Source organism: Bradyrhizobium sp. USDA 4449, from assembly GCF_054056275.1.
This window is the reverse complement of sequence record NZ_JBSRYD010000001.1, coordinates 6,272,509-6,296,707: the sequence shown is the minus strand read 5'-3', so window position 1 is coordinate 6,296,707 and position 24,199 is coordinate 6,272,509. Positions and strand designations below refer to the sequence as shown.

The window sequence follows — 24,199 nt, the reverse complement described above, 5'->3', positions numbered from 1 at the left end:
GACGCTGTCGTGGAGCGCCGCTATTCCACGCTGCCGGCGCCACGGTGCAAATCGGCCTCGATCTGCAGCCGCGTGCCGCCGCCGAAGCGGGCGCGGTAGACCTGGAGATTCTCCATGATCCGCTGCACGTAGTTGCGGGTTTCAGAGAAGGGAATCAGCTCGACCCAGTCGACCGCGTCGACCTTGGCGTCGCGCGGATCACCGTAGCGGTCGATCCACTTCTTCACGCTGCCGCGCCCGGCGTTGTAGGCGGCAAACGTCATGATGTAAGAGCCGCGATAGTCCTCAAGCAGGCCGCCGAGTTCGGCCGCACCGAGCGTGGCATTGTACGAGGAATCGTTCTTCAGCCGCGACAGGTCGTAAGTCGCGCCGTGCCGCTTGCAGACATAGCGCGCCGCGTCCGGCGTCACCTGCATCAAACCGTAGGCCTGGGCAGGTGAGACCACGGCGGGGTTGAACGCGCTCTCCTGCCGCGCGATCGCGTAGACGATGCTGCGTTCGACCTCGGGGCCGATCTGTGAAAACTGCGGAATGCCGTTGACGGGGTAGGCATAGAAATCGAACGGCAGGCCGCGATTGAGTGCGGCTTTCCCGACCAGCAGCATGCCGCGCGCGTCGCCATAGCGCTGGGCCAGCTCGCCGAGGCCGGCCAGAGCCTCGGGATCGCCGTTCTCGCCCATGTCGGCGAGCAGCGGCACTGTCAGCTCGCGTTCATCGAGTTCGTAGAGCAATTGCGCGGCCCGCACGATCTCGAGCCGCCCGGCGCCGCGGCTGCGGGGCTGGCTGTTGAGCTCGATCTGCGGCAGGCCGAGCTTGGCGCGTGCCAGCTGGCCGTAATAGCTGGTCGATTGCTCGGCGGCGCGGGCATAGGCGTTGCGCGCTTCCTGCTGACGTCCGGCGGCCTCCGCCGCGCGCCCCTGCCAGTAACCGGCACGCGCCAGCGTGGTCGGATTGACGCTGCCGACGCCGATGCGGGCAAAGTGCTGGCTGGCCGCTGCGGGATCGTTGAGGAAGCGAAGTGCGATCCAGCCCGCCGTGAATTCCTGCTCGGTCTTGTAGATATCGCGCGAGGGCAGGGCCCCGTCGCGCGCAATCAGGTAGGCGCTGCGGAAGTCCTCGGTGTCGATCATCTTGCGAGCCAGGAGGCGCCGCTCGATCCACCATTCATCGAGATTGTAGAGCCGGTTCGGATCCTTCGGCGCCGACAGCATCAGTTGAGCCGCTTCGGCAAACTTCTCCTCCCGGCGCAGCAGCTGGATTTTGCTGAAGATGAAGCCGGGATCGCTGTGCAGCTCACGCGGCACCTCTTCGAGCAGCGCGCGCGTGTTCGGCGCCTTCTTGAAGGAGGCGATACGGGCCTTGGCGAGGGCGACATAGCCGGCGCCAAGCCGTTTTGCCGCGCGCAGCGCCGCCTCGTGCTCACTTCCGTAGAGCAGCGTGTCCATCCGCGCCTTCTGGTCGCCCGGCGTCAGCAGGGCGCCGAACTGATCGAGCGCGTTGTTCTCGGTCTCCTCCGACATCGGATCGCTGCGCCAGGCCTCGCGCACCAGCCGTTCGGCATTGGCTCGGTCACCGCGCGCCAGCATGGCCTTGGCAAGCACGAAGCGGCCTTTGGCCGAAACGGGGGATTCGTTCTCAAACCACGACCAGCCGACGGAATCGTCGCGCTTGTCATCCCACATCGCGGCTTCGAGCCGACGGCGCAGGAAGGTCTGCGACGGCCAGCTCGGATTGGCGGAGAGGAAGGCGCGGTAGCGCTCAACGCTGGCACCATTGTCCTCGCTGCGCAGGATGATCCATTCCGCTAGCTTTCGCGCGACCGGATCGGAAATCGAATCTGCGTAACTGCTGGCTTCGCCCGGCTTGCGCTTGCGCACCAGCTCGATGACGTTCTCCAGCGTCTCCTTGTCGGCTTGCGACGTCGATGAGGTCGCAGCGACCGCGGCTGGCGTAACCGGCTTGCGGGGCGCGGCGTGTTGGCGGGTCGCAGGCGCCAGCACGGGCGTCGCGACAGGTCTGGCGGAGGCTGGGCCCGGCGCGGAAGGTCTGACGGTGGCTGTCACCGCCGGCGCGTTCGCGGCCGGTCGTGATTTTGGCGCCGCAGCGGTGGGGGCGGGTTTCGGCTTGTCCTTCGCGTCCTTGCTGGCAGGCTTCTTCGCGGCAGCGGAAGCTGCTGGCGTGCTTGCGCCCTTGGCTGTCTCTTTGGCCGATCCCTTGGTCGTATCCTTCGCGGCCTGCTTGGCCGCCGGTTTCGCGGGTCCTTTGGCCGCCGGCTTCGCGGGTTGCTTAGCCGGTTGCTTAGCCGGTTGCTTGGCCGGTTCCTTGGCCGGTTCCTTCGCGGCGTCCTCGATCGCCTGACTGGACTTCGCCAGGGCGACGCACCCGATCGACAGGCCGGCCATCAGGCACATGGCCAGACCGGCAGCTCGCCATGCAGCACGAGGAAAGGAGGTCACGGCGGTTCGTCGCCCCGAATCAGTCAATTGGCTCAAGCCCCATCTGTACATCTGGGCTGTACAAGATCTGGCTGCATTTGATTGAATATGCGGACAAAATACCAACAGCCGCTTACCGTCGCCCGGTTTGTACCACCACCGCGGCAAAATCGCGGCTTAAACGGTGCGTCACGCGGATGCGGCCCTTTTACCGGCGGGGGAGACCCGATATGAAAGAGGCTTGCTCTAAATCTCGCCGCGTACGGAGGAAGTCCATGGCAGCCAAGACGAAATTCCGGGGGTCGTTCACTGCCTTGGTCACGCCGTTCAAAAATGGCTCGCTGGACGAGGCTGCGTTCCGCTCCCTGGTCAACTGGCAGATCTCCGAAGGCACCAACGGCCTGGTCCCGGTCGGCACCACCGGCGAGAGCCCGACGCTATCCCACGATGAGCACAAGAAGGTCGTCGAATGGTGCATCGAGGAGGCCAAGGGCCGCGTGCCCGTCATCGCCGGCGCCGGCTCCAATTCGACCAAGGAAGCGGTTGAGCTTGCCCAGCATGCCGAAAAGGCGGGCGCCAATGCCGTCCTCGTGGTGACGCCCTACTACAACAAGCCGACCCAGGAAGGCATGTACCAGCACTTCAAGGCGATCAACGATGCGATCGGGATTCCGATCATCATCTACAACATCCCGCCGCGCTCGGTGATCGACATGTCGGTCGACACCATGAAGCGGCTATGGGAGCTGAAGAACATTGCCGGCGTCAAGGACGCCACCGCCAGCATGGTGCGCGTATCGCAGCAGCGCGCGGCACTCGGCGAGGACTTCAACCAGCTCTCCGGCGAGGATGCCACCATCATCGGCTACATGGCGCATGGTGGCCATGGCTGCATCTCGGTGACCTCGAACGTTGCGCCGCGCCTGTGCGCCGAGTTCCATGCGGCCTGGGCCAAGGGCGACGCCAAGGCTGCGCTCGCGATCCACGACAAGCTGATGCCGCTGCATAACAACCTCTTCATCGAGAGCAATCCGGCGCCCGTCAAGTACGCGATGTCGCTGCTCGGCAAGTTCGACGAGACGCTGCGGTTGCCGATGGTTCCGGTCTCCGAGCCGACCCGCGCTGCGGTGCGCAGCGCCATGGTGCACGCCGGCCTGATCAACTGATTCAGCCAACCGGGGGAGTCGTTCATGAGCGTCGACGAGAAGGGCAGGAAGATGCTCACGGAGTTCCGTGAGTTTGCGATGAAAGGCAACGTCGTCGACCTCGCAGTCGGCGTGATCATCGGCGCGGCCTTCGGCGCGATCGTCACCTCGCTGGTCGGTGACATCATCATGCCGGTCATCGGCGCCGCGACCGGTGGCCTCGACTTTTCGAACTACTACGTCCCCTTGTCGAAGGCGGTCACCGCCACCAACTTAGCGGATGCGAAAAAGCAAGGCGCCGTGCTCGCTTACGGCAACTTCCTGACGCTGACGATCAACTTCATCATCATCGCCTTCGTGCTTTTCCTGGTCATTCGCGCCATGAATACGTTGAAGCGCAAGGAAGAGACCAAGCCCGCCGAGCCGCCGAAGCCGTCGGAGGAGGTCGTTCTGCTCACCGAGATCCGCGATCTCCTCAAGAAGTGACGCGCGCGCTTCATCCAATTCGTTAGCGTCGCGGCGTATCTTTCTCAGGTTTGTTGTCCATGGCTGATAAGAACGAACGTCCTATCAAGGTCATGGCGGAAAATCGCAAGGCCCGCTTCAACTACGCGATCGAGGATACGGTCGAGGCGGGCATTGCGCTGACCGGCACCGAGGTGAAGTCGATCCGCAACGGCAAGAGCACGATTGCGGAGTCCTATGCGGATTCGAAGGATGGCGAGATCTGGCTGATCAACGCCACCATTCCCGAATATCTCCAGGGCAACCGCTTCAACCACGAGCCCAAGCGCCCGCGAAAGCTGCTGCTGCACCGCCGCCAGATCAACAAGCTGATGGGCGCGGTCGACCGCGAGGGCATGACGCTGATCCCGCTCAAGCTCTATTTCAACGAGCGGGGGCGGGCCAAGCTGCAGCTCGCGGTTGCAAAGGGCAAGAAGCTGCACGACAAGCGCGAGAGCGAGAAGAAGCGCGACTGGAGTCGGGAGAAGGGCCGCCTGATGCGGGCGAGGGGATAGCGAGATGAACCAGAAGAACCTGCTCGAGGTGGACTGGAGCCGGATTCCAGCCCCCACCGACGATGGCGGTGCGGCGCATCTGAAGGGGTTGATGGTGCCCGCGATCAGCCTGCTCGCAACCGATGACACCTCGGTCGATCTGTCGGTGCTCCCGGGTCGTACCGTGGTGTTCGCTTATCCCCGCACCGGCGAGCCCGGCAAGATCTCTCTGGTCGACGATTGGGACATGATCCCGGGTGCGCGCGGTTGCACGCCGCAGACCTGCGCGTTTCGCGACCTGTTCGCCGAGCTGAAGGCCGCCGGTGCGTCGCAGGTGTTTGGTCTCTCGACCCAGAGCAACGAATACCAGACCGAGATGGCGTCGCGGCTGCATCTGCCGTTCCCGGTGCTCTCGGACGAGAAGCTGGCCTTCACGCGCGCGCTCAATCTGCCGACCATGGAGGTTGCGGGCCTGACACTGATCAAGCGCCTCGCCCTGATCGTGGACGACGCAAAGATCACTCACGTGTTCTATCCGGTGTTCCCGCCCGACCGGAACGCCGGCGACGTGCTGGATTGGCTGAAAGCCAATCCCGCCAAAGCCTAGTCGAGGTCGGCCTTCACCCTAGCGAACACGCTGCGGAACATGTCCGGCGTCAGCACGCCCGTGTTGGTGTTGTAGCGGGAGCAGTGATAGCTGTCGTAGAGCTTGAACGGGCCCGCCTGGTGCACCGCGCCGTGGCCGAAGGGCGCCTGCGAGGCTTTCAGCTTCAGCGGCTTGAGCACGCTGTCGTGCGCAATCCGCCCGAGCGCGATGATCGCGCGCAGCTTCGGCATCGTGTCGAGATTGGCGACGAGAAACTGCCGGCAGGTGTTGATCTCCACCGGCAGCGGCTTGTTCTGCGGCGGAACGCAATGCACGGCATTGGCGATCCGGCAGTCGACCAGTTTGAGGCCGTCGTCGGGCCGGGCCTGATAAGTGCCCTTGGCGAAGCCGTATTCGAGCAGCGTGGCGTAGAGCAGGTCGCCGGCATAATCGCCAGTGAACGGCCGGCCCGTGCGGTTGGCGCCCTGCATCCCCGGCGCGAGGCCGACGATCAGCAGGCGCGCCCTGATGTCGCCGAAAGGTGGGACCGGGGCATTGTGCCACAACGGCTCGCGCGCGCGGTTCGCCTCGCGAAAGGCGACCAGGCGCGGGCAGAGCGGACAATCACGGTCGGGGACGAGGCTAGGGGCCTGGAGGCTTGACCGGGCCGCCTCACTCCTCGAAGTCGTCATCGCCCCTCGGCGCCATCGTGGTCGCGCGCTGGAGGAACTGGGGGGCGTGATGGCGCGCCTCGCGCTCGCCGCGGTCGCGCGGGGCGGGACGCTCGGACGGATCGCGGCCAAGCTTGGACTGCAACTCCACGAGGTCGGTAAAGACGTCGGCCTGGCGGCGCAGCTCGTCGGCGATCATGGGCGGCTGGCTGGCGATGGTGGAGATCACCGTGACCCGCACGCCGCGGCGCTGCACGGCCTCGACCAGGGAGCGGAAGTCGCCGTCGCCCGAGAACAGCACCATCTGATCAATGTGCTCGGCGAGCTCCATCGCGTCGACGGCGAGCTCGATGTCCATGTTGCCCTTGACCTTGCGGCGGCCGGACGCGTCGATGAACTCCTTGGTCGCCTTGGTGACGACGGTGTAGCCGTTGTAGTCGAGCCAGTCGATCAGGGGACGGATCGAGGAATATTCCTGATCCTCGATGATGGCTGTGTAGTAGAACGCCCGCAGCAGCGTTCCGCGGCTCTGAAATTCCTTCAGAAGGCGCTTGTAATCGATGTCGAAGCCGAGAGTCTTCGCTGTCGCGTACAGATTGGCCCCGTCGATGAAGAGCGCGATCTTGTCGGTAGAGGAAGGTGACATTCAGTTTGCTCGCGTAGTGTTCGTGATCATGTCGTTATTGTTGGCGCAGCGGCAGCAAGCCGCGCAGTTCAAAGCCCTGCCGAAACCCGTCGAAGCCGCAAATCCGGAGAAGTCAGGGCAATCAAGGTATAGTTATGGCGGACTCTTGTACACCGGCGCCGCCCTCGACAGCGGCCCGGGAAGCCACCAGTCCTAGCCCTAATGTGGGGGTAGCAGAGCCGTTTGGCGAGGCCAAATCACAATTTGGCCTTGCGAAACCTGCCCGGCCCCTATAACTAGCGCCAATCATCCACATATTTCGTCCCACCCACAACGGAGCGACAGTCTATGGCTCGCGTCACCGTAGAAGATTGTATCGACAAGGTCGACAACCGCTTTGACCTGGTCCTGCTGGCCGCCCACCGCGCCCGCATGATTTCGTCCGGTTCACAGCTAACGGTTGACCGCGATAACGACAAGAACCCTGTTGTATCGTTGCGTGAAATTGCCGACCAGACCATCTCGCCGGAGGATCTCCGGGAGGAACTGGTGCACTCCCTCCAGAAGTTCGTCGAGGTCGACGAGCCCGAGCCGGATACGGTTCCGCTGATCGGCTCCGCCGGCGCCAGCGTCGATGCGGACGATACCGAAGTTGCCGTGGAGCGCATGACCGAAGAGGAGCTCCTGAAGGGCCTCGAGGGCCTCGCGCCGCCGGAAGAGCAGCCCGAGGAGGACGAGTAATCGTCTTACTCGCGATCGTCGACTTCTTGTGATCTTATCAAAGGCCCGAACCCGCGTTCGGGCCTTTGCTTTTGTTGACGTTTTCGTGGTTACCATAACGTTGCCGGTTCGCGCCGCGCGCCTGTCACCGAATTGATCGGCCGTGCCTGCGATCGCAGCTTAGGATGTATGCAACGGGCTGTTTCGTGGTCCGTTTGAAGGTAGGACGGCATGGTGTATCGACGCCGCAGATCCACGCAGATGCAGGCCGCGACCGAATCGGTTGCCGTGGCCCCGACTGCGCCGGTGGCACGGCCAGCGAAGCCGCGCGCGCGGATGATGCGTCAGTACGACCTCGTCGAGCGCGTCCGGTCCTACAATCCGAACACCAACGAAGACCTGCTGAACCGCGCCTATGTCTACGCCATGAAGGCGCACGGTTCGCAGACCCGCGCCTCCGGCGATCCGTATTTCTCGCACCCGCTGGAAGTGGCGGCGATTCTCACCGACCTGAAGCTCGACGATGCGACGATCGTCGCCGCGCTGCTGCACGACACCATCGAGGACACCGAGGCGACGCGTGCCGAGATCGACCAGCTCTTTGGTCCCGAGATCGGCGCGCTGGTGGAAGGCCTGACCAAGTTGAAACGGTTAGAGCTGGTGTCGCGCGAAGCCAAGCAGGCCGAGAACCTGCGCAAATTGCTGCTGGCGATTGCCGACGACGTCCGCGTGCTCCTGGTCAAGCTCGCCGACCGCCTGCACAACATGCGCACGCTCGATTTCGTGCCCACCGAATCGCGGCGGCGCATCGCCGAGGAGACGCTCGACATCTATGCGCCGCTGGCCGGTCGCATGGGCATGCAGGAAATGCGCGAGGAGCTGGAGGATTTGTCCTTCCGCACCCTTGATCCGGACGCCTATTCGGTGGTGATGCAGCGGCTCGATGCGCTCGCCGAGCGCAACCGCAACCTGATCGGCGAGATCGAGGACCAGCTCTCCAACAATCTGCGCCACCGGGGTCTCGGCGCACGGGTCTATGGCCGCCGCAAGAAGCCGTTCTCCATCTGGACCAAGATGGAGCGCAAGTCGGTGGGCTTCGAGCAATTGTCCGACATTTTCGGCTTCCGCGTCGTCGTCAACGACATCGAGGCCTGCTATCGCGCGCTCGGCATCGTCCACACCACCTGGCCGGTCGTGCCCGGACGCTTCAAGGATTATATTTCGACGCCGAAGCAGAACGATTATCGATCGATCCACACCACGGTGATCGGTCCCGGCAACCAGCGCGTCGAGCTCCAGATCCGCACCGAGGCGATGGACCAGATCGCCGAACGCGGCATCGCAGCGCACGTCTTCTACAAGGAAGGTGTGGGCTCCCCGACCGAATTCCTCAAGCGCGAATCGAACGCATTCGCCTGGCTGCGCCACACTATCGGCATTCTCTCGGAGAGCGCCAACCCCGAGGAATTCCTCGAGCACACCAAGCTCGAGCTGTTCCACGACCAGGTGTTCTGCTTCACCCCGAAGGGCAAGCTCATCGCGCTGCCGCGCCATGCCAATGTGATCGACTTCGCCTATGCCGTGCATACCGACGTCGGCAACAGCGCGGTGGGCTGCAAGATCAACGGCCAGTTCGCCCCACTGTCCTCGGAGCTTCAGAATGGAGACGAGGTCGAGGTGCTGACCTCGGAAGCGCAGTCGGCGCCGCCCTCGGCCTGGGAAACGCTGGCGGTCACCGGCAAGGCGCGCGCCGCAATCCGGCGCGCAACGCGCACCGCGGTGCGCGATCAATATGCCGGCCTTGGCCGACGTATCGTCGAGCGCCTGTTCGAGCGCGCCAAGATCGAATACGCCGACGACAAGCTCAAGGGCGCGCTTCCGCGGCTTGCGCGCACATCGATCGAGGACGTCATGGCGGCCGTCGGCCGCGGCGAGATCAAGGCCTCCCACGTCGCGCGCGCGATGTATCCCGACTACAAGGAGGAGCGCGTCGCGCGTTACGGCATCAAGAAGGGGTTCGCCGCCAAGCTCAAGGAGAAGGTGCTCGAGCGGTCGCGTAGCCCGGTTGCGATCCCGATCGGCGGCAACAACTCCGATCTGCCGGTGAAGTTCGCGCCCAACGGCGGCGCCGTGCCAGGCGACCGCATCGTCGGCATCGTCACGCCGGGTGAGGGGATTACGATCTATCCGATCCAGTCGCCGGCCTTGAAGGATTTCGAGGAGGAGCCGGAGCGTTGGCTCGACGTCCGCTGGGATATCGAGGACTCCGCGCCGCAGCGTTTCCCGGCGCGCATCAAGGTCGAGAACGTCAACGAGCCCGGCGCGCTGGCGCAGATCGCGACCGTGATCGCCGAGCATGACGGCAACATCGACAACATCAGCATGCAGCGCCGCTCACCCGACTTCACGGAGACGACGATTGATCTCGAAGTCTACGATCTCAAGCATCTGAGCGCGATCCTGGCGCAGCTTCGCGCAAAAGCGGTCGTCGCCAAGGTCGAACGTGTTAATGGATAGGCGCCCGTTGCGTTTGCCTGTTTCTCCGATCTCGTGAGTCCTGAAATGCCTGCATCCCCGCTCCGCCTCGGCGTCAATATCGACCATGTCGCGACCGTCCGTAATGCACGCGGCGGCGGCCACCCCGATCCTGTCCGTGCTGCGCTGCTTGCGATCGAGGCCGGCGCCGACGGCATCACCGCGCATTTGCGCGAGGACCGCCGGCACATTCGTGACGAGGACATGGCGCGGCTGAAGGCCGAGATTTCCAAGCCGCTGAATTTCGAGATGGCGGCGACGGATGACATGATGCGCATCTCGCTCGCGACCAAACCGCATGCGGTGTGCCTGGTGCCGGAACGGCGCCAGGAGGTGACGACCGAGGGCGGGCTCGACGTGGTCGGTCAGCACAATGCGCTCGCGCCCTATATCGCGCGGCTCACCGATGCCGGCATCCGCGTCTCGCTGTTCATCGCGGCGGACCCCGCGCAGATCGCGATGGCGGCGCAGTTGCGCGCGCCCGTCATCGAGATCCATACCGGCGCCTGGTGTGACGCCGTGGTCGACGGCCGTGCCGACAAGGCCGAAGCCGAGTGGCAGCGGATCGTGGCGGGCGCGAAGGCCGCGAAGGATGCGGGATTGGAGGTCCACGCCGGTCACGGGCTCGACTACGCGACGGCGGAGAAGATCGCCTCGCTGCCCGAGATCAAGGAGCTCAACATCGGCTACTACATGATCGGCGAAGCCCTGTTCGTCGGGCTTGCCGAGACGGTGCGCAAAATGCGCGCAGCGATGGATCGCGGCCGGAGCCGGGCATGATCATCGGCATCGGCTCCGACCTCATCGATATCACGCGGGTGGCCAAGGTGATCGAGCGTCATGGCGAGCGTTTCCTCGACCGCATCTTCACGGCGGCCGAGCGGGCCAAGGCGGAGCGGCGGGCCAAGAACGAGAAGATGGTGGTGGCGACCTATGCCAAGCGCTTTGCCGCCAAGGAGGCCTGCTCCAAGGCGCTCGGCACCGGCATCCGGCAGGGCGTCTGGTGGCGCGACATGGGGGTGGTCAATCTGCCGGGGGGACGACCTTCCATGCGGCTGACCGGGGGGGCGCTGGCCAGGCTCCAGGCCCTGACGCCTGATGGCTTCGAGGCTCAGATCGATCTGTCGATCACCGATGATTGGCCGTTGGCGCAGGCCTTCGTGATCATTTCCGCCGTCCCGCTGGCCAAGTCCTGAGGGGTTGTCGGTCGATTTATAATTCGTATTGAATTTCAATGTGTTATTTGTTTTTGATGCGATCCTTGATTGCGTGGCCCGCGACAACCGTCTAAAAGTCCGCCAATGCAAATCACGCTGGGCGAATTCGGCTTTACGCCAGAATTGGCCCTCATTATCAGAATCAGGACAATCTCCCTGGGCCGCGAACCGGTGGGCGTTCGCGGGAGGGGGGCGTTCTGTGATCGCCGGCCGGAATCGAGAGAGCAATGAGCGTGACGTCAGGAACGAAAACTGAGAGCGGCGTCGGCGAAACGATCCGGGTCGTGATCCATGCGCTCCTGATCGCGCTGGTGATCCGCACCTTCCTGTTCCAGCCGTTCAACATCCCGTCCGGGTCGATGAAGGCGACGCTGCTGGTCGGCGACTATCTGTTCGTGTCGAAATATTCCTACGGCTACAGCCACTACTCGATCCCGTTCTCGCCGCCGCTGTTCTCGGGACGAATCTGGGGCTCGGATCCGAAGCGCGGTGACATCGTCGTGTTCCGCCTGCCGAAGGACGACACCACGGACTACATCAAGCGCGTGATCGGCCTTCCCGGCGACCACATCCAGATGAAGGACGGTCTGCTCTACATCAACGACACCCCGGTCGAACGCCAGCGCATGAGCGAATTCGTCGGCGAGGATCCGTGCGGCTCCGAAGGCGGCGGCATCTCGCGCGTGAAGCGCTGGAAGGAAACACTGCCGAACGGCGTCTCCTACGAGACGCTCGACTGCGCCGACAACGGCTACATGGACAACACCAACGTCTACACCGTGCCACCAGGCCATTTCTTCATGATGGGCGACAACCGCGACAATTCCACCGACAGCCGCTTCCTCGGTCAGGTCGGCTACGTGCCGGCGGAAAACCTGATCGGCCGCGCGCAGATGATCTTCTTCTCCATCGGCGAGGGCGAGCAGGCCTGGATGTTCTGGCGCTGGCCATGGTCGGTGCGCTGGAACCGGTTCTTCAAAATCGTCCGATGAAAGACGAAGCCAAGGACATCGCGACCCCATCGATCGACGCGCAAGCCGCTCCCGAGGGCGAAGCTGCAACCAAGACGCCTGCGAGCAGGGCTTCCGAAACCAGGGCTCCCGGAGCCAAAGCTGCGGAAACGAAGGCTCCTGCGAAGAAAAAGCGGACACGCAGCAGCAAGGCGAAAGCGGCGGCCGACGCCAACGCGGCACTCGAGGCGCGCATGGGCCACAGCTTCGCTGACCCGAACCTGCTGATGCAGGCGATCACGCACGTCTCGGCGCTGAAGTCGGGTCGCAAGCGCGGCGACAGCTATCAGCGGCTGGAATTCCTCGGCGACCACGTGCTCGGGCTCGTCGTCTCCGACATGCTCTACCATGCCTTCCCGAACGCCGATGAGGGCGAGTTGTCCAAGCGGCTTGCCGAGCTCGTGCGCAAGGAAAGCTGCGCCGACGTCGCCAAGTCGCTTGGTCTGCTCGACGACATCAAGCTCGGCTCGGTCGGCTCCAGCGCTGATGCCCGCCTGCGCAGATCCATTCTGGGCGACATCTGCGAAGCCGTGATCGGTGCGATCTTCCTCGACGGTGGTCATGCTGCGGCGGACGAGTTCGTCAAGCGCAACTGGACCGAGCGCATGCACAAGCCGCGGCGGCCCTTACGCGATCCCAAGACCGTGCTCCAGGAATGGGCGCAGGGGAAGGGATTGCCGACGCCCGTGTATCGCGAGGTCGAGCGCACCGGCCCGCATCACGATCCGCAATTCCGTGTCGCGGTGGAACTGCCGGGGCTCGCGCCGGCCGAAGGGATTGGCGGCAGCAAGCGGGCGGCGGAGAAGGTGGCGGCATCAGTGATGATTGAACGTGAAGGTGTTGGCGGCGGCAATGACGGCTGAAACAAGCGGCGAGGTGCCCCCTGCCACACGCTGCGGATTTGTCGCGCTGATCGGCGCGCCGAATGTCGGCAAGTCCACGCTGGTCAATGCGCTGGTCGGGGCCAAGGTCACGATCGTCTCGCGCAAGGTGCAGACCACGCGCGCGCTGATCCGCGGCATCGTGATCGAGAACAACGCCCAGATCATTCTGGTCGACACCCCCGGCATCTTCCTGCCCAAGCGCCGGCTCGACCGCGCAATGATCTCGACCGCCTGGAGCGGGGCGCATGACGCCGATCTCGTCTGCGTGTTGCTGGACGCCAAGACCGGGATTGACGAAGAGGCCGAGGCGATCCTGACCAAGGCCGCGAGCGTCAATCACGACAAGATCCTGGTCATCAACAAGGTCGATCTGGTCCAGCGCGAGAAGCTGCTGGCGCTGGCACAGGCCGCCAACGAGCGTATGAAGTTCGCGCGAACCTTCATGATCGCCGCGATTTCGGGCGACGGTGTCGACGATATCCGCACGACGCTCGCCGAGATGGTGCCGGCGGGGCCATACCTCTATCCCGAGGACCAGATGTCGGATGCGCCGATGCGGCAGCTGGCGGCCGAAATCACGCGCGAAAAGATCTATCAGAAGCTGCACCAGGAATTGCCCTACCAGTCCACGGTCGAGACCGACAAGTGGGAGGAGCGCAAGGACAAGTCGGTGCGCATCGAGCAGACGATTTTCGTGGAGCGGGAAAGTCAGCGCAAGATCGTGCTCGGCAAGGGCGGCGCCACCATCAAGTCGATCGGTGCGGACTCGCGGAAGGAGCTGATGCAGATCCTGGACGTGCCGGTGCATCTGTTCCTGTTCGTGAAGGTGCGCGAGAACTGGGGCGACGATCCCGATCGCTACCGCGAGATGGGCCTGGAATTTCCCAGGGAATAGCCAAGAAAAGATCAGTCGCCGATGATGGTGCCCCGCAACGTCCAGCGTTTCGAAGCGCTGCTCTATGCCTCGCTGATGCTGGATGCGCTCTCGGTGGCGGTGCAGGACCGCACGCCCAGCGTCGAGATGACCGAGCAGATGATCATGACGGCGACGCTGCTCGCCGGCGGGATGATCCTGCTGCTGGTCTATTTCGTCTGGCTGGCTGCGCATTGGCGCAAGAATTGGCCGCGCTGGGTGCTGGCGGCAGCACTTGTGCTGTCCGTGATCTCGCTCGCGCAGATCCTGGGCGAGCGGGGCCTCGAGCTCGACAGCGCCATCGAGGTCGTCTCCTGTGTGCTGACGACGTTCGGGCTGTATTTCTCCTTCACCGGCGATGCACAGGGTTGGTTCAACGCGTGACGTCGCAGGGCGGAATCCGCTACAATCCGCCCCATGGAATGGACCGACGAAGGCATCGTGCTGGGCGTGCGGCGGCATGGCGAGAGCAGCGCCATTGTCGAGCTCTTGACGCGCCAGCATGGCCGGCATCTCGGTCTGGTGCGCGGCGGTGCCAGCTCGCGGCTGCGGCCCCTGCTGCAGCCGGGCAATAGCCTCAGCGCAGTGTGGCGGGCGCGGCTCGACGAGCATCTCGGCACCTACGCGATCGAGGGATTGAAGCTGCGCGCAGCGACGCTGCTGGGATCGTCCCACGGCGTTTATGGCATCACCCATCTGGCTTCGATTGCGCGGCTGCTTCCCGAGCGCGATCCGCACCAGGACATCTTTGCGCTGCTGGAGCATTCGCTCGACGATTTCGACGATATCGGCAGCGCGGCCGTTCACCTGATCCATTTCGAGCTGGCCATGCTCTCCGAGCTCGGCTTCGGGCTCGCACTCGAGAATTGCGCGGTTACCGGGGCGACCACCGATTTGATCTATGTCTCGCCAAAATCCGGCGGCGCGGTGTCGCGCGGCGCGGGCGAGCCGTGGCGCGACCGGCTGCTGCGGCTACCTCCGTTCCTGCGCCACGGCGAGGTGCACAACGAGCTCACCGACGAGGATCTCCAGGATGGGTTTCGGCTGACCGGCCTGTTTCTGCTACGCCATGTGCTGGAGCCGCGCGGGCAGGCCCATTCCGATGCGCGCGCCGGGTTCATTAACGCCTTGACGCGGCAGCAGGCCAAGGCAGCGTTTCCCGCGCCATGAGCTCTTCTGCTGCACCGCTCAAAAATGTCGGGTTCCCAAGGGAACGAAATGGCCCTGACTGCGTTTGCCGGGCTGGTTCCACAACGGGGACAGCCCAAATGTTGATCAGGGGTTTCGCGCTGACAGCGGCGCTGCTTGCTTTTGCGCCTGATGCAATGGCCGGAGAGCCGCAATCCGGCGTGTTTCGCCGGGCATCCTGCGCCGTTGTCCGGTACTATGTGGCGAAATATTCGGCTGCTGCGGCAGAGGCATGGGCGAGGTCCAAGGGCGCCACGGAGGCCGAAATCGAGGCGGCCCGCCATTGCCTGACCAACACGCCGGTGACGGCGCAAGCCAAGGTCCAGCCGACCGTGACCGCCGGTTGGGCCGGGCAGTAGAAGCTCACAGGGAACCAATCGATCCTTGCCCGATTCGCTTCCACGGTTTAACCGGGCGGCATGGGAAAACGAATCGTTCCGCCGGAAGAACCGGCCGAAATTCACGAGGTGCCGCTGCGTGACGCGCTGGAAGAGCGCTATCTCGCTTATGCGCTCTCCACCATCATGCACCGCGCACTGCCCGACGCGCGCGACGGCCTCAAGCCGGTCCACCGGCGCATCCTCTATGGCATGCGCCTGCTCAGGCTTGACCCAGGCACGGCTTTCAAAAAATCCGCCAAGATCGTCGGCGACGTGATGGGCTCGTTCCATCCGCATGGCGACCAGGCGATCTACGACGCCATGGTGCGCCTCGCACAGGATTTTTCCTCGCGCTATCCGCTGGTCGACGGCCAGGGCAATTTCGGCAATATCGACGGCGATAATCCCGCCGCCTACCGCTACACCGAAGCGCGCATGACCGACGTCGCGCGGCTTCTGCTCGAGGGCATCGACGAGGACGGCGTCGAGTTTCGCGCCAATTACGACGGCCAGTCGAAAGAGCCGGTCGTGCTGCCCGGCGGCTTCCCGAACCTGCTCGCCAACGGCGCGCAAGGCATCGCGGTCGGCATGGCCACCTCGATTCCGCCGCACAACGCCGCCGAACTCTGCGACGCCGCGCTGCATCTGATCGAGAAACCCGACGCCAAGTCCAAGGCGCTGATGAAATGGGTCAAGGGCCCGGACTTCCCCACCGGCGGCATCTGCGTCGATTCCAAGCAGGCCATTGCTGAGGCCTACACGACCGGCCGCGGCTCGTTCCGCGTTCGCGCGAGGTGGCAGCAGGAGGAGGGTGCCCGTGGCACCTGGGTGGTCGTGGTCACCGAGATTCCTTTCCTGGTGCAGAAGTCGCGGCTGATCGAGAAGATCGCTGAGCTGCTCGACCAGAAGAAGCTGCCATTGGTCGGCGACATCAGGGACGAGTCGGCCGAAGACGTCCGCATCGTGATCGAGCCGAAGTCGAAGAACGTCGATCCAGCGCTGATGATGGAATCGCTGTTCCGGCTGACCGAGCTCGAGAACAAGATTCCGCTTAACCTCAACGTGCTGATCAAGGGCCGCATCCCCAAGGTCGTCGGGCTGGCGGAATGCCTGCGCGAATGGCTCGACCATTTGCGCGACGTGCTCCTGCGCCGCTCCAACTTCCGCAAAGGCCAGATCGAGCATCGCCTCGAGGTCCTTGGCGGCCATCTGGTCGCGTATCTGAACCTCGACAAGGTGATCAAGATCATCCGCACCGAGGACGAGCCGAAGCCGGCCCTTATCAAGGCGTTCAAGCTGACCGAGATCCAGGCGGAAGCCATCCTCAACATGCGCTTGCGCAATCTGCGCAGGCTCGAGGAAATGGAGATCCGCAACGAGGACAGGGATCTCCGCAAGGAGCTGAAAGGCATCGAAGGCCTGCTCGCGTCCGAAGCCGAGCAGTGGAAGAAGGTCGGCGAGCAGGTCGGCAAGGTCCGCGACATGTTCGGACCGAAGACGCCGCTCGGCAAGCGCCGCACCACCTTTGCCGATGCGCCCGAGCACGACCTCGCCGCTATGGAGGAAGCCCTCGTCGAACGCGAGCCGGTGACGGTCGTCGTCTCCGACAAGGGCTGGATCCGCACCATGAAGGGCCATGTCGAGGACCTCTCGGGCCTCGCCTTCAAGCAGGACGACAAGCTCGGCATCGCGTTCTTCGCGGAGACCACCTCGAAGCTGCTGCTGTTCGCGACCAACGGCAAGTTCTACTCGCTCGATGTCGCCAAGCTGCCCGGTGGCCGCGGCCACGGCGAGCCGATCCGTCTGTTCATCGACCTCGAGCAGGAGGCGGCTCCCGTTGCGCTGTTCGTCAACAAGGGCGGCCGCAAATTCCTTGTTGCGAGCCATGAGGGCCAGGGCTTCGTCGTCAACGAGGACGACTGCGTCGGCACCACCAAGAAGGGCAAGCAGGTTCTGAACGTCGACATGCCGAACGAGGCGCGCGCCGTCACCGAGGTGATCGGCGACACCGTCGCGGTCATCGGCGAGAACCGCAAAATGCTGATCTTCCCGCTCGACCAGGTGCCGGAGATGGCGCGTGGCCGCGGCGTTCGCCTGCAGAAGTACAAGGACGGCGGACTGTCCGACATCGCTGTCTTCGACGCCAAGGCAGGCCTGACCTGGAAGGACTCGGCGGGGCGCGAATTCTCCGCGACCATGAAGGAGCTTGCAGAGTGGCAGGGCACCCGTGCCGACGCCGGCCGGCTGCCGCCAAAGGGCTTCCCGAAGTCGAACAAGTTCGGCAAGGTGATCGGGTAGTCGTTCTGTGCCGCTGCCATAACACAGCTGTCATGCCTCGGCTCGACCGGGGCATCCAGTACGCCGCGGCTTCTCCATTCGATCATGCCGTCTCTGAAACGCTGGATCGCCCGGTCGAGCCGGGCGATGGCAGTGAGAGTGTGCTGCACATCTGTCTCCACATGGTCATTGCGAGGCAGCGAAGCAATCCAGAATCTTTCCGCGCCCACAGTCTGGATTGCTTCGCTGCGGGTCGGCCTTCGGCCGGTGCTAACTCGCCAATGACGAGCTGCGGCGGCGCCGCTCGCCGATTCACGTTCCACGGCTCCGCTCGGTCTGATACCGTCCGCCCTGCCGGTGTTCCGGATTGTTGAGAACTCACGCGATGTACGATGTCATTGTTGTCGGCGGCGGCTCTGCCGGTGCCGCGGTTGCGGCACGGCTGTCCGAGGATCCTGCACGGCGCATCCTGCTGCTTGAAGCCGGGCTCGACTGGCGCGCCGATGAAGCGCCCTGGGAAGTCAGGACGCCGAACCCGATCCCGATCATCCATCAGCGCGAGTACCAGGAGAAATGGCAGTGGCCTGATCTCTTGACGCGCCGCGTCGCAGGGCAGGAGCCACGCTTCTACTGGCGCGGCAAGGGACTTGGCGGCTCGTCGATGATGAACGGCCAGATCGCGATCCGCGGCGTCGCCGATGCCTTCGACGAATGGGCGGCCCATGGCTGCACCGGCTGGTCGGCTCGGGAGGTGATGCCGCTGTTCTCGGTGATCGAGGATGATCTGGAATTCGGCGACGTCGCAGGTCACGGACGCGGTGGACCTTTGCCGGTCTATCGCGCGCCGCCGGAAAAATGGGGCCCGATCGATCGCGCCCTGCGGGATGCGGCACTCGCGAGCGGCTATGCCTGGTGCGCCGACCTCAACGGACCCGACGGTGAGGGCGTCGCCTGCTATCCCATCAACAGCCGCGACAGCCGCCGCATCACCACGAACGAGGGCTACCTCGAGCCCGCGCGCGGCCGCGCCAATCTGGAGATCCGGGGCCGGACGCTGGTCGACCGCGTGCTGATCAGCGAGGGAAGGGCGACCGGCGTCCGCGTTCACAGCGAGGGGCAGGGCACCCACGAGATCAGCGCACGCCAGATCGTACTCTGCGCCGGCGCGATCCACAGTCCGGCGATTCTGCTGCGCTCGGGCATTGGGCCTGCGGATGAGGTGCAGGCGATGGGGATTGCGGTCGAGCGCGATTTGCCGGTCGGCCGCCATTTCTTCGACCACCCGCTGTTTCGCGCCACGATCCAGCTCCACGAAAATCTGCGGCCGACCGATCCCGACACGCGCCACACCAATTGCTGCGTGACCTATTCTTCCGGCCTCGCCAATGGCGGCAAGCGCGACATGATCCTGATCGCGTTCAATCATCGCGGCATCGGCATGCCCGGGGCGATCGGCGCCGGCCTGTACAACGCCTATTCGCGTGGCACGCTCACGCTGGCTTCGACCGATCCGTCGATAGATCCCATCGTCGAGGAGAACATGCTCGCCGATCCCCGCGACATGCTGCGGATGATGGATGCGGTGAAGCGGCTCGCGGTGATTGCCTCGCAGCCGGCGCTTGCGGGCATCGCGGACTGGATCAGACTTACCGACACCAACCTCACATTGCCGCAGGCAGCTGACCTGCCGGATCACGAGCTCGATGCGCTGCTTCGGCGCGAAACGGGCGATATCCAGCATGCCGCCGGCAGCTGCCGCATGAGCGGCCTCAACGATCCCGACGGCGTGGTCAATCCTGACGGCACGGTGAAGGGCATCTCGGGCCTGCGCGTCGCCGACGCTTCGATCATGCCCTCCGATTGCCGCGCCAACACCCACTTCACGACCGTGGTGATCGGGGAAGCGATTGCGCGGATGATGATGCGATAGAACTCGCTCCGACGCAGCGATGATGAAATCTATTTTTCGACGGCCAGGCCGAACAGCGGTCGAAGGTATGTTCCCAGAATGTTGCCGACGAAGGCCGCGACGAGCCAGCACCAGCCGTGCAGACTGCCCGAAGCGATCCCGCTGAAATAGGCGCCGATGTTGCAGCCATAGGCGAGGCGCGCGCCATAGCCGAGCAGCAGGCCGCCGATAACGGCAGCGACCAGCGATTGTGCGGAAATGCGCAAGGTCGGATTGAACTTGCCGGCGAGACCCGCCGCCAGCAAGGCTCCCAGGATGATGCCGAAATCCATGACCGAGGTGATGTCAGCGAAAATGCTTTGATGGAGCGAGGCCGCGCGGGCACCCTGCCAATAGGACCATGATGCGACGTCGACGCCCAGGGCCATCAGGATTTTCGATCCCCAGAGCGCGAAAGCGGAGGTGATGCCCCACGGCCGCCCTGCCAGGTAGAGCGTGGCGAAATTGCCGATCGCGAGCAGGATCGCGCCCGCGAGAAGCGGCCAAGGCCCCTGCATGAACCGTCGCGCGCCGCGCAGCTTGGTCCGCGCTCCGGGCTCGAGTTCGCCGTGCCGCCGGATTTCGGCCCTGATCGTCGCGACGTAAATGGCGGCCATCACCAGCCAGCAGAGCAGGAGTGCCGGAACCCATCCGAGCCGTTCAATCAACGAAACTGCCCCGATATTCGGCAGTGCGCTCCACCACGGCAGATGCAATGCGCCGAGTGTCGATCCCGCGATGAAGGCCGCGAGCGTCACCAGCATGCGGGTGTTGCCGCCGCCGGCGGTGTATAGCGTTCCCGAGGCGCAGCCGCCGCCGAGCTGCATGCCAAGTCCGAACAGGAAGGCTCCGGTCAACATACCAATTCCGACGGCGCCGAGTTCGCCGTGAACGGCTTGGCCGAACAGCCTGCCTTGCGCCAATACCGGAAAAAACAGCGTCGTCGCCAGCGCCAGCATGACCATTTGCGCGCGCAGCCCGGCGCCTCTGCGCGCGACGATGAACACACGCCAGGCCGAGGTGAATCCAAACAGCGCATGATAGAGCGTCAGCCCCAGGGCGCCACCAAGCAGGAGCAACAATCCCTGCCGCCAGGACACCGCGGCCGACAAGGCCGCGGCTCCGGCCACGAGAATCACCGCTGCGATGGCAACGATCGTGAAATTGGCGCTGTGCCGATCATTGTCAGGCGCAAGCAGTCGCGCATCGATGGACAGATCAGTCATGCTCTCATCCCGCAGAAGCCGGTCCCGGTGTCGTCAGGGCAACCGGGGCAAACAAGCGCCGTTCCAATCGTCGCGCCGTTCGACGAGCAAGAAGCCATTGGGAACCCCGGCTCCTGCTGGGGCGCTGCGGATATCCATCACGCCTTTGCCTTGTTGGTCGGCCAGTTGTGGGTCTCGCCCGTGGCATCGCGGCACCAGCGGTAGAAGGCATCGTAGAGCAGCATGCCGGCCTCGAGCTGTTCGAGGTCGTCATCGTACATCCGCGACAGCCCAAGCGAAGACGCGAGCAGGCCGGCCGCCTCCGGGGCGAGATCAGGCCGCGCGGTGTCGGCGCCGCGGACCAGCGTTGCGAGCCGGAGCAGCGCCGGCGTGGCGATGCCGAACTCCTCGATCATGACGTCGAAGGTGCAGAGCTCGCCGCGGTGGCTCCAGAACACGTTCTCGATATCGAAGGGAGCGGCGCGGAAACGCTCGCCGACGGCGACCACCTCGGAGGGCGCGACAAACAGGAACACCGCAGCGGGATCGACGAAGCGGCGGATCAGCCAGGGGCACGCGATGCGGTCGACCTTCGGCCGCGCCCGCGTCACCCAAACCGTGCGCCCCTTGGCATCCCGCGGCGGCAGCTTGCTCGCGTCGACCAGGGGCAGCTTGGCCGCCTTCCAGGCTTCGAAGCCGCCTTCCAGTGTTTCGGCCTCGGCGCCGAGCTGGCGGAGCCAGGCCGCGGTGCCCTGCGCGAGTTTCTCGCCACGGAAGCACGCGATGACGGCGCGGCGACCGGCGAAGTCGCCGCCCCATTCCGCCACGGTCTCGTGGCTGAGCTTGATGGAGCCCGGGATGAGCCGCCGGTCGACGGCAAAATCCTCCGCTGTTCGGACGTCGATCAGGGCAGGAGCATTGGCTGTGCCGATCAGGCGCGCCAGTTTGTCGGATGATATGGTTGTGAACGTAGGCATGATGCGTCCTCGCATAGACGTAACGGGACGCGATACTTGGGCATGTCGCCTCGTGGGGAGATCGCTCAAATCCCCATGGCGCCGATTACAGCGAAACGAGACCTGCCTGTCAATCGCCTGATACGTCGGCATCGCAGGTGAGAGAGATCTGCGGCCGCGGCCCATAGTGCCTGAAAGTGGAATTCTTCGGCGGGATCGGGGTTGATCCTCGATCACCGCAGAAGGCGGCGCCAGGAGGGACTAAGGATGATACGCAAGATCACGCTCGGTCTCGCCATCGCGGCATTCGCGCTGTCCGCCGGGTCTGCATCCGCGCAGAAGCCCGGTGTCGAACGACTTTACATCATGAATTGTGGAGAGGGCGTCGCCGGCGATATCGGGCGCTGGTCGCCCGGGGTGAACGAAGGCAAGTCCATGGACTTCGTCGATACCTGCTACCTCATCAGGCATAGCCAAGGCTGGTTCCTGTGGGACACCGGCATTCCCGACGCCGTGGCCGCAATGCCCAATGGGCTTGTGCCGGCCGATCCCAAAGCCGTGACCTGGAAGCGGCCCAAGACTCTCGCCGCGCAGCTCGAGCAGATCGGCGTGAAGCCTGCCGACATCAAGGCGATGGGTGTCTCGCACACGCATCCCGATCACATCGGCAATGTCGAGATGTTTCCGCAGGCGATGCTCTACGTGCAGAAGGCCGAATATGACTGGCCCGGTGCCAACAACGAGCCGCGGTTCAAGCCGTCGCATCCGGTCGAGCTGCTCACCGGCGACAAGGACGTGTTCGGCGACGGCAGCATCACCATCCTCTCGACGCCCGGCCACACGCCGGGACACCAGTCGCTGATGGTGCGGCTGCCGAAGACCGGCGTGGTGGTGCTGTCGGGCGATGCGGCCCACTTCAGGGACAATTACGACAATCGCCGCGTGCCCGTGAACAACGTCAACAAGGAGCAGTCGATCGCCTCGATGCAGAAGATCGCCGACACCGTTTCGAAGGAAGAGGCGCAGCTCTGGATCAACCACGACAAGGCGCAGCGCGATACCCAGAAAATGTCGCCGGAGTTTTACGACTGAGGCTTAGCTCTTCGGCGCGCCGACTCCCGGCGGGCTCGCGCCAGGCGTCGTCTTCGGCTTCAGCGTGCCGGCATAGAACGAGAGCAGCCACACCAGCAGCACTGCGAGGAGATAGACGCCCCAGGCCTGCGGCGGCGTCATGGCCCAACGCAGCAATCCTTTGAACGTGCGGGGCGGGCGGTTGTCGTCGATCATGACGCGCTTGTGCGCGAAAGCCGCAAGCCCGTCAATCCGGCCGCGGCTTGACGCGGATCAGGAACAGCGCGGCCAGCGCCGACAGGCTCAGCGCTGACGAGACCAGCAGCACCCTGGCGCCCATCGCGTCGATCAGCACGCCGAAGGCCAGCGGAGCCACGGCCTGTGCCATCCGCGCCGGCGCTCCGATGATGCCGAGACGATAGCCGAAATCCTTCGGGCCAAAGATCGCGAGCGGCAGCGTTCCGCGGGCAATGGTCAGGATGCCATTGCCCGAGCCGTGCAGCAGCGCAAAGGCACTCGCGGCGGGGGCGCCGAAGATGGCGACGACAGCGGCGCCGATCGGGTGGGTGAGGCAGGCAAGCCGCGTCGACCACAGCGGATGGAAGCGGCTGAGAACGCTGGCTTCGAGGATGCGTGCGATCACCTGCGCCGGGCCGATCAACGCGCCGGCCGCGATCGCCTCGACATGGCTCGCGCCCGTGGCTTCGAGAATGCGCGGGAAATGCACGGCCATGGCTCCGGTCACGGTCCAGACCGCAGCGAATACGAAGGCGAGCAGCACCATGGTGCGGTCGAGCGGGATGTGCGGCTGCTCGGCTGTGGCCGCAGCCTGCTTGGCACCTTTGATCGCCGGCAGCATGACGAAATTGAGGGGCAGACCGATCAGGATATTGGCGGCGGCCCAGGCGAAACACGTGTCGCGCCAGCCGAAATGAGCAAGCCCCCAGGCGGTGAGGGGCCAGCCGACGGTCGAGGCAAAGCCGGCCATCAACGTGATGCCGGTGATGGGTCCGCGGGCGTCGGTGCCGTAGATGCGGCCGAGTGCCGCGAAGGCGGCATCGTAGAGGCCCATCGCCATGCCCATCCCGAGCACGAGCCAGGCGAACGCCATCACCGGAACCGATTGCGAGAAGCCGAGCAGCACGAGGCCGGCGGCAATGGTGAGGTTGGAGGCCGACAACACCTGACGGCCGCCGACGAGATCGATCTGCCGGCCGATGCGCGGCCCCAGCATCGCAGAGATCACGAGCGAGGCCGAGAACGCCCCAAAGATCCAGTTCGAGGAGACGCCGAGGTCGTGCGCCATGGGATCAGCGAGCAGGGCCGGCAAATAATAGCTGGAGGCCCAGGCCAGCGTCTGCGTCGTGCCGAGCGCGAGGATAATCGGAAGCTGGCGCTGGCTCATGTGCCCGAATTTCCGGCCATCTGTGTCATC

General features: G+C 64.5%; 24 protein-coding genes. 17 read left to right on the top strand and 7 right to left on the bottom strand.

Features of this window, described 5'->3' with window-relative positions:
- Positions 1-20: 20 nt before the first annotated feature.
- The gene (locus ACVIIW_RS29475; RefSeq protein ID WP_456705306.1) at positions 21-2,402 is read right to left on the bottom strand and encodes a transglycosylase SLT domain-containing protein; all 2,382 of its coding nucleotides are present in this window, start codon (positions 2,400-2,402) and stop codon (positions 21-23) included.
- A 308-nt stretch (positions 2,403-2,710) separates the two neighbouring features.
- On the opposite strand from ACVIIW_RS29475, the gene dapA reads away from it, so the two are divergent.
- Genes dapA through ACVIIW_RS29455 form a run of 4 tightly spaced genes read left to right on the top strand, consistent with a single transcriptional unit; the run spans position 2,711 to position 5,185 of the window.
- Positions 2,711-3,601 carry a 4-hydroxy-tetrahydrodipicolinate synthase gene (gene dapA / locus ACVIIW_RS29470; protein WP_092228658.1) on the top strand — a complete coding sequence of 297 codons (891 nt, stop codon included), beginning with the start codon at positions 2,711-2,713 and terminating at the stop codon, positions 3,599-3,601.
- 51 nt (positions 3,602-3,652) lie between these two features.
- On the top strand, positions 3,653-4,066 hold the full coding sequence (gene mscL / locus ACVIIW_RS29465; RefSeq protein ID WP_456705305.1) for a large conductance mechanosensitive channel protein MscL: 414 nt from the start codon (positions 3,653-3,655) through the stop codon (positions 4,064-4,066).
- A 59-nt stretch (positions 4,067-4,125) separates the two neighbouring features.
- Entirely contained in the window at positions 4,126-4,599 is a 474-nt protein-coding gene (gene smpB, locus ACVIIW_RS29460) for an SsrA-binding protein SmpB (protein WP_254194047.1), read from the top strand.
- Between the two features lie 4 nt (positions 4,600-4,603).
- Positions 4,604-5,185, top strand: coding sequence for a peroxiredoxin (locus ACVIIW_RS29455; RefSeq protein ID WP_456703923.1), 582 nt, complete (start codon positions 4,604-4,606; stop codon positions 5,183-5,185).
- Here ACVIIW_RS29455 and ACVIIW_RS29450 read toward each other — a convergent pair.
- Complete coding sequence (locus ACVIIW_RS29450; RefSeq protein WP_456703922.1) at positions 5,182-5,856, bottom strand: uracil-DNA glycosylase; 675 nt, start codon at positions 5,854-5,856, stop codon at positions 5,182-5,184. The two genes, ACVIIW_RS29455 and ACVIIW_RS29450, sit on opposite strands and share 4 nt — an antisense overlap.
- Positions 5,837-6,481: a LabA-like NYN domain-containing protein gene (locus tag ACVIIW_RS29445; RefSeq protein ID WP_045008001.1), complete on the bottom strand. Its 645-nt coding sequence runs from the start codon at positions 6,479-6,481 to the stop codon at positions 5,837-5,839. The genes ACVIIW_RS29450 and ACVIIW_RS29445 overlap by 20 nt, the downstream gene beginning before the upstream one ends.
- A gap of 327 nt (positions 6,482-6,808) precedes the next feature.
- Between ACVIIW_RS29445 and rpoZ the strand changes: the two genes are divergently transcribed.
- From rpoZ to ACVIIW_RS29385, 12 genes are all read left to right on the top strand, one after another.
- Complete coding sequence (rpoZ, locus tag ACVIIW_RS29440; protein ID WP_027522935.1) at positions 6,809-7,201, top strand: DNA-directed RNA polymerase subunit omega; 393 nt, start codon at positions 6,809-6,811, stop codon at positions 7,199-7,201.
- A gap of 210 nt (positions 7,202-7,411) precedes the next feature.
- On the top strand, positions 7,412-9,697 hold the full coding sequence (locus ACVIIW_RS29435; RefSeq protein WP_092228662.1) for a RelA/SpoT family protein: 2,286 nt from the start codon (positions 7,412-7,414) through the stop codon (positions 9,695-9,697).
- Positions 9,698-9,742: 45 nt separating this feature from the next.
- A complete protein-coding gene (locus tag ACVIIW_RS29430; protein WP_456703921.1) occupies positions 9,743-10,495 on the top strand; it encodes a pyridoxine 5'-phosphate synthase in 753 nt (250 codons plus the stop codon).
- The gene (gene acpS, locus ACVIIW_RS29425) at positions 10,492-10,911 is read left to right on the top strand and encodes a holo-ACP synthase (protein WP_456703920.1); all 420 of its coding nucleotides are present in this window, start codon (positions 10,492-10,494) and stop codon (positions 10,909-10,911) included. Before ACVIIW_RS29430 ends, acpS begins: the two co-directional genes overlap by 4 nt.
- A 248-nt stretch (positions 10,912-11,159) precedes the next feature.
- The gene (gene lepB / locus ACVIIW_RS29420; RefSeq protein WP_456703919.1) at positions 11,160-11,924 is read left to right on the top strand and encodes a signal peptidase I; all 765 of its coding nucleotides are present in this window, start codon (positions 11,160-11,162) and stop codon (positions 11,922-11,924) included.
- Positions 11,921-12,805, top strand: a complete 885-nt coding sequence (rnc, locus tag ACVIIW_RS29415; protein ID WP_456703918.1) for a ribonuclease III — start codon at positions 11,921-11,923, stop codon at positions 12,803-12,805. Before lepB ends, rnc begins: the two co-directional genes overlap by 4 nt.
- Positions 12,795-13,721: a GTPase Era gene (gene era, locus ACVIIW_RS29410; RefSeq protein ID WP_456703917.1), complete on the top strand. Its 927-nt coding sequence runs from the start codon at positions 12,795-12,797 to the stop codon at positions 13,719-13,721. The genes rnc and era overlap by 11 nt, the downstream gene beginning before the upstream one ends.
- Positions 13,722-13,742: 21 nt before the next feature.
- Positions 13,743-14,123 (top strand): hypothetical protein, encoded by a 381-nt coding sequence (locus ACVIIW_RS29405; RefSeq protein WP_456703916.1) that lies wholly within the window; start codon positions 13,743-13,745, stop codon positions 14,121-14,123.
- Positions 14,124-14,156: 33 nt separating this feature from the next.
- Complete coding sequence (recO, locus tag ACVIIW_RS29400) at positions 14,157-14,909, top strand: DNA repair protein RecO (RefSeq protein WP_456703915.1); 753 nt, start codon at positions 14,157-14,159, stop codon at positions 14,907-14,909.
- Positions 14,910-15,007: 98 nt separating this feature from the next.
- Positions 15,008-15,286 (top strand): hypothetical protein, encoded by a 279-nt coding sequence (locus ACVIIW_RS29395; RefSeq protein ID WP_456703914.1) that lies wholly within the window; start codon positions 15,008-15,010, stop codon positions 15,284-15,286.
- Between the two features lie 60 nt (positions 15,287-15,346).
- A complete protein-coding gene (gene parC / locus ACVIIW_RS29390) occupies positions 15,347-17,605 on the top strand; it encodes a DNA topoisomerase IV subunit A (protein WP_456703913.1) in 2,259 nt (752 codons plus the stop codon).
- Between the two features lie 364 nt (positions 17,606-17,969).
- On the top strand, positions 17,970-19,514 hold the full coding sequence (locus ACVIIW_RS29385) for a GMC family oxidoreductase (protein ID WP_456703912.1): 1,545 nt from the start codon (positions 17,970-17,972) through the stop codon (positions 19,512-19,514).
- 29 nt (positions 19,515-19,543) lie between these two features.
- On the opposite strand, the gene ACVIIW_RS29380 is transcribed toward ACVIIW_RS29385, so the two are convergent.
- On the bottom strand, positions 19,544-20,758 hold the full coding sequence (locus tag ACVIIW_RS29380; RefSeq protein ID WP_456703911.1) for a YeeE/YedE family protein: 1,215 nt from the start codon (positions 20,756-20,758) through the stop codon (positions 19,544-19,546).
- Positions 20,759-20,895: 137 nt separating this feature from the next.
- Complete coding sequence (locus ACVIIW_RS29375; protein WP_456703910.1) at positions 20,896-21,714, bottom strand: chromate resistance protein ChrB domain-containing protein; 819 nt, start codon at positions 21,712-21,714, stop codon at positions 20,896-20,898.
- 246 nt (positions 21,715-21,960) lie between these two features.
- Between ACVIIW_RS29375 and ACVIIW_RS29370 the strand changes: the two genes are divergently transcribed.
- Positions 21,961-22,785, top strand: a complete 825-nt coding sequence (locus ACVIIW_RS29370) for an N-acyl homoserine lactonase family protein (protein WP_456703909.1) — start codon at positions 21,961-21,963, stop codon at positions 22,783-22,785.
- A gap of 3 nt (positions 22,786-22,788) precedes the next feature.
- Here ACVIIW_RS29370 and ACVIIW_RS29365 read toward each other — a convergent pair whose 3' ends face one another.
- Positions 22,789-22,980, bottom strand: a complete 192-nt coding sequence (locus tag ACVIIW_RS29365; RefSeq protein ID WP_456703908.1) for a hypothetical protein — start codon at positions 22,978-22,980, stop codon at positions 22,789-22,791.
- Positions 22,981-23,011: 31 nt separating this feature from the next.
- Positions 23,012-24,169 carry an MFS transporter gene (locus tag ACVIIW_RS29360; RefSeq protein ID WP_456703907.1) on the bottom strand — a complete coding sequence of 386 codons (1,158 nt, stop codon included), beginning with the start codon at positions 24,167-24,169 and terminating at the stop codon, positions 23,012-23,014.
- Between the last annotated feature and the right edge of the window lie 30 nt (positions 24,170-24,199).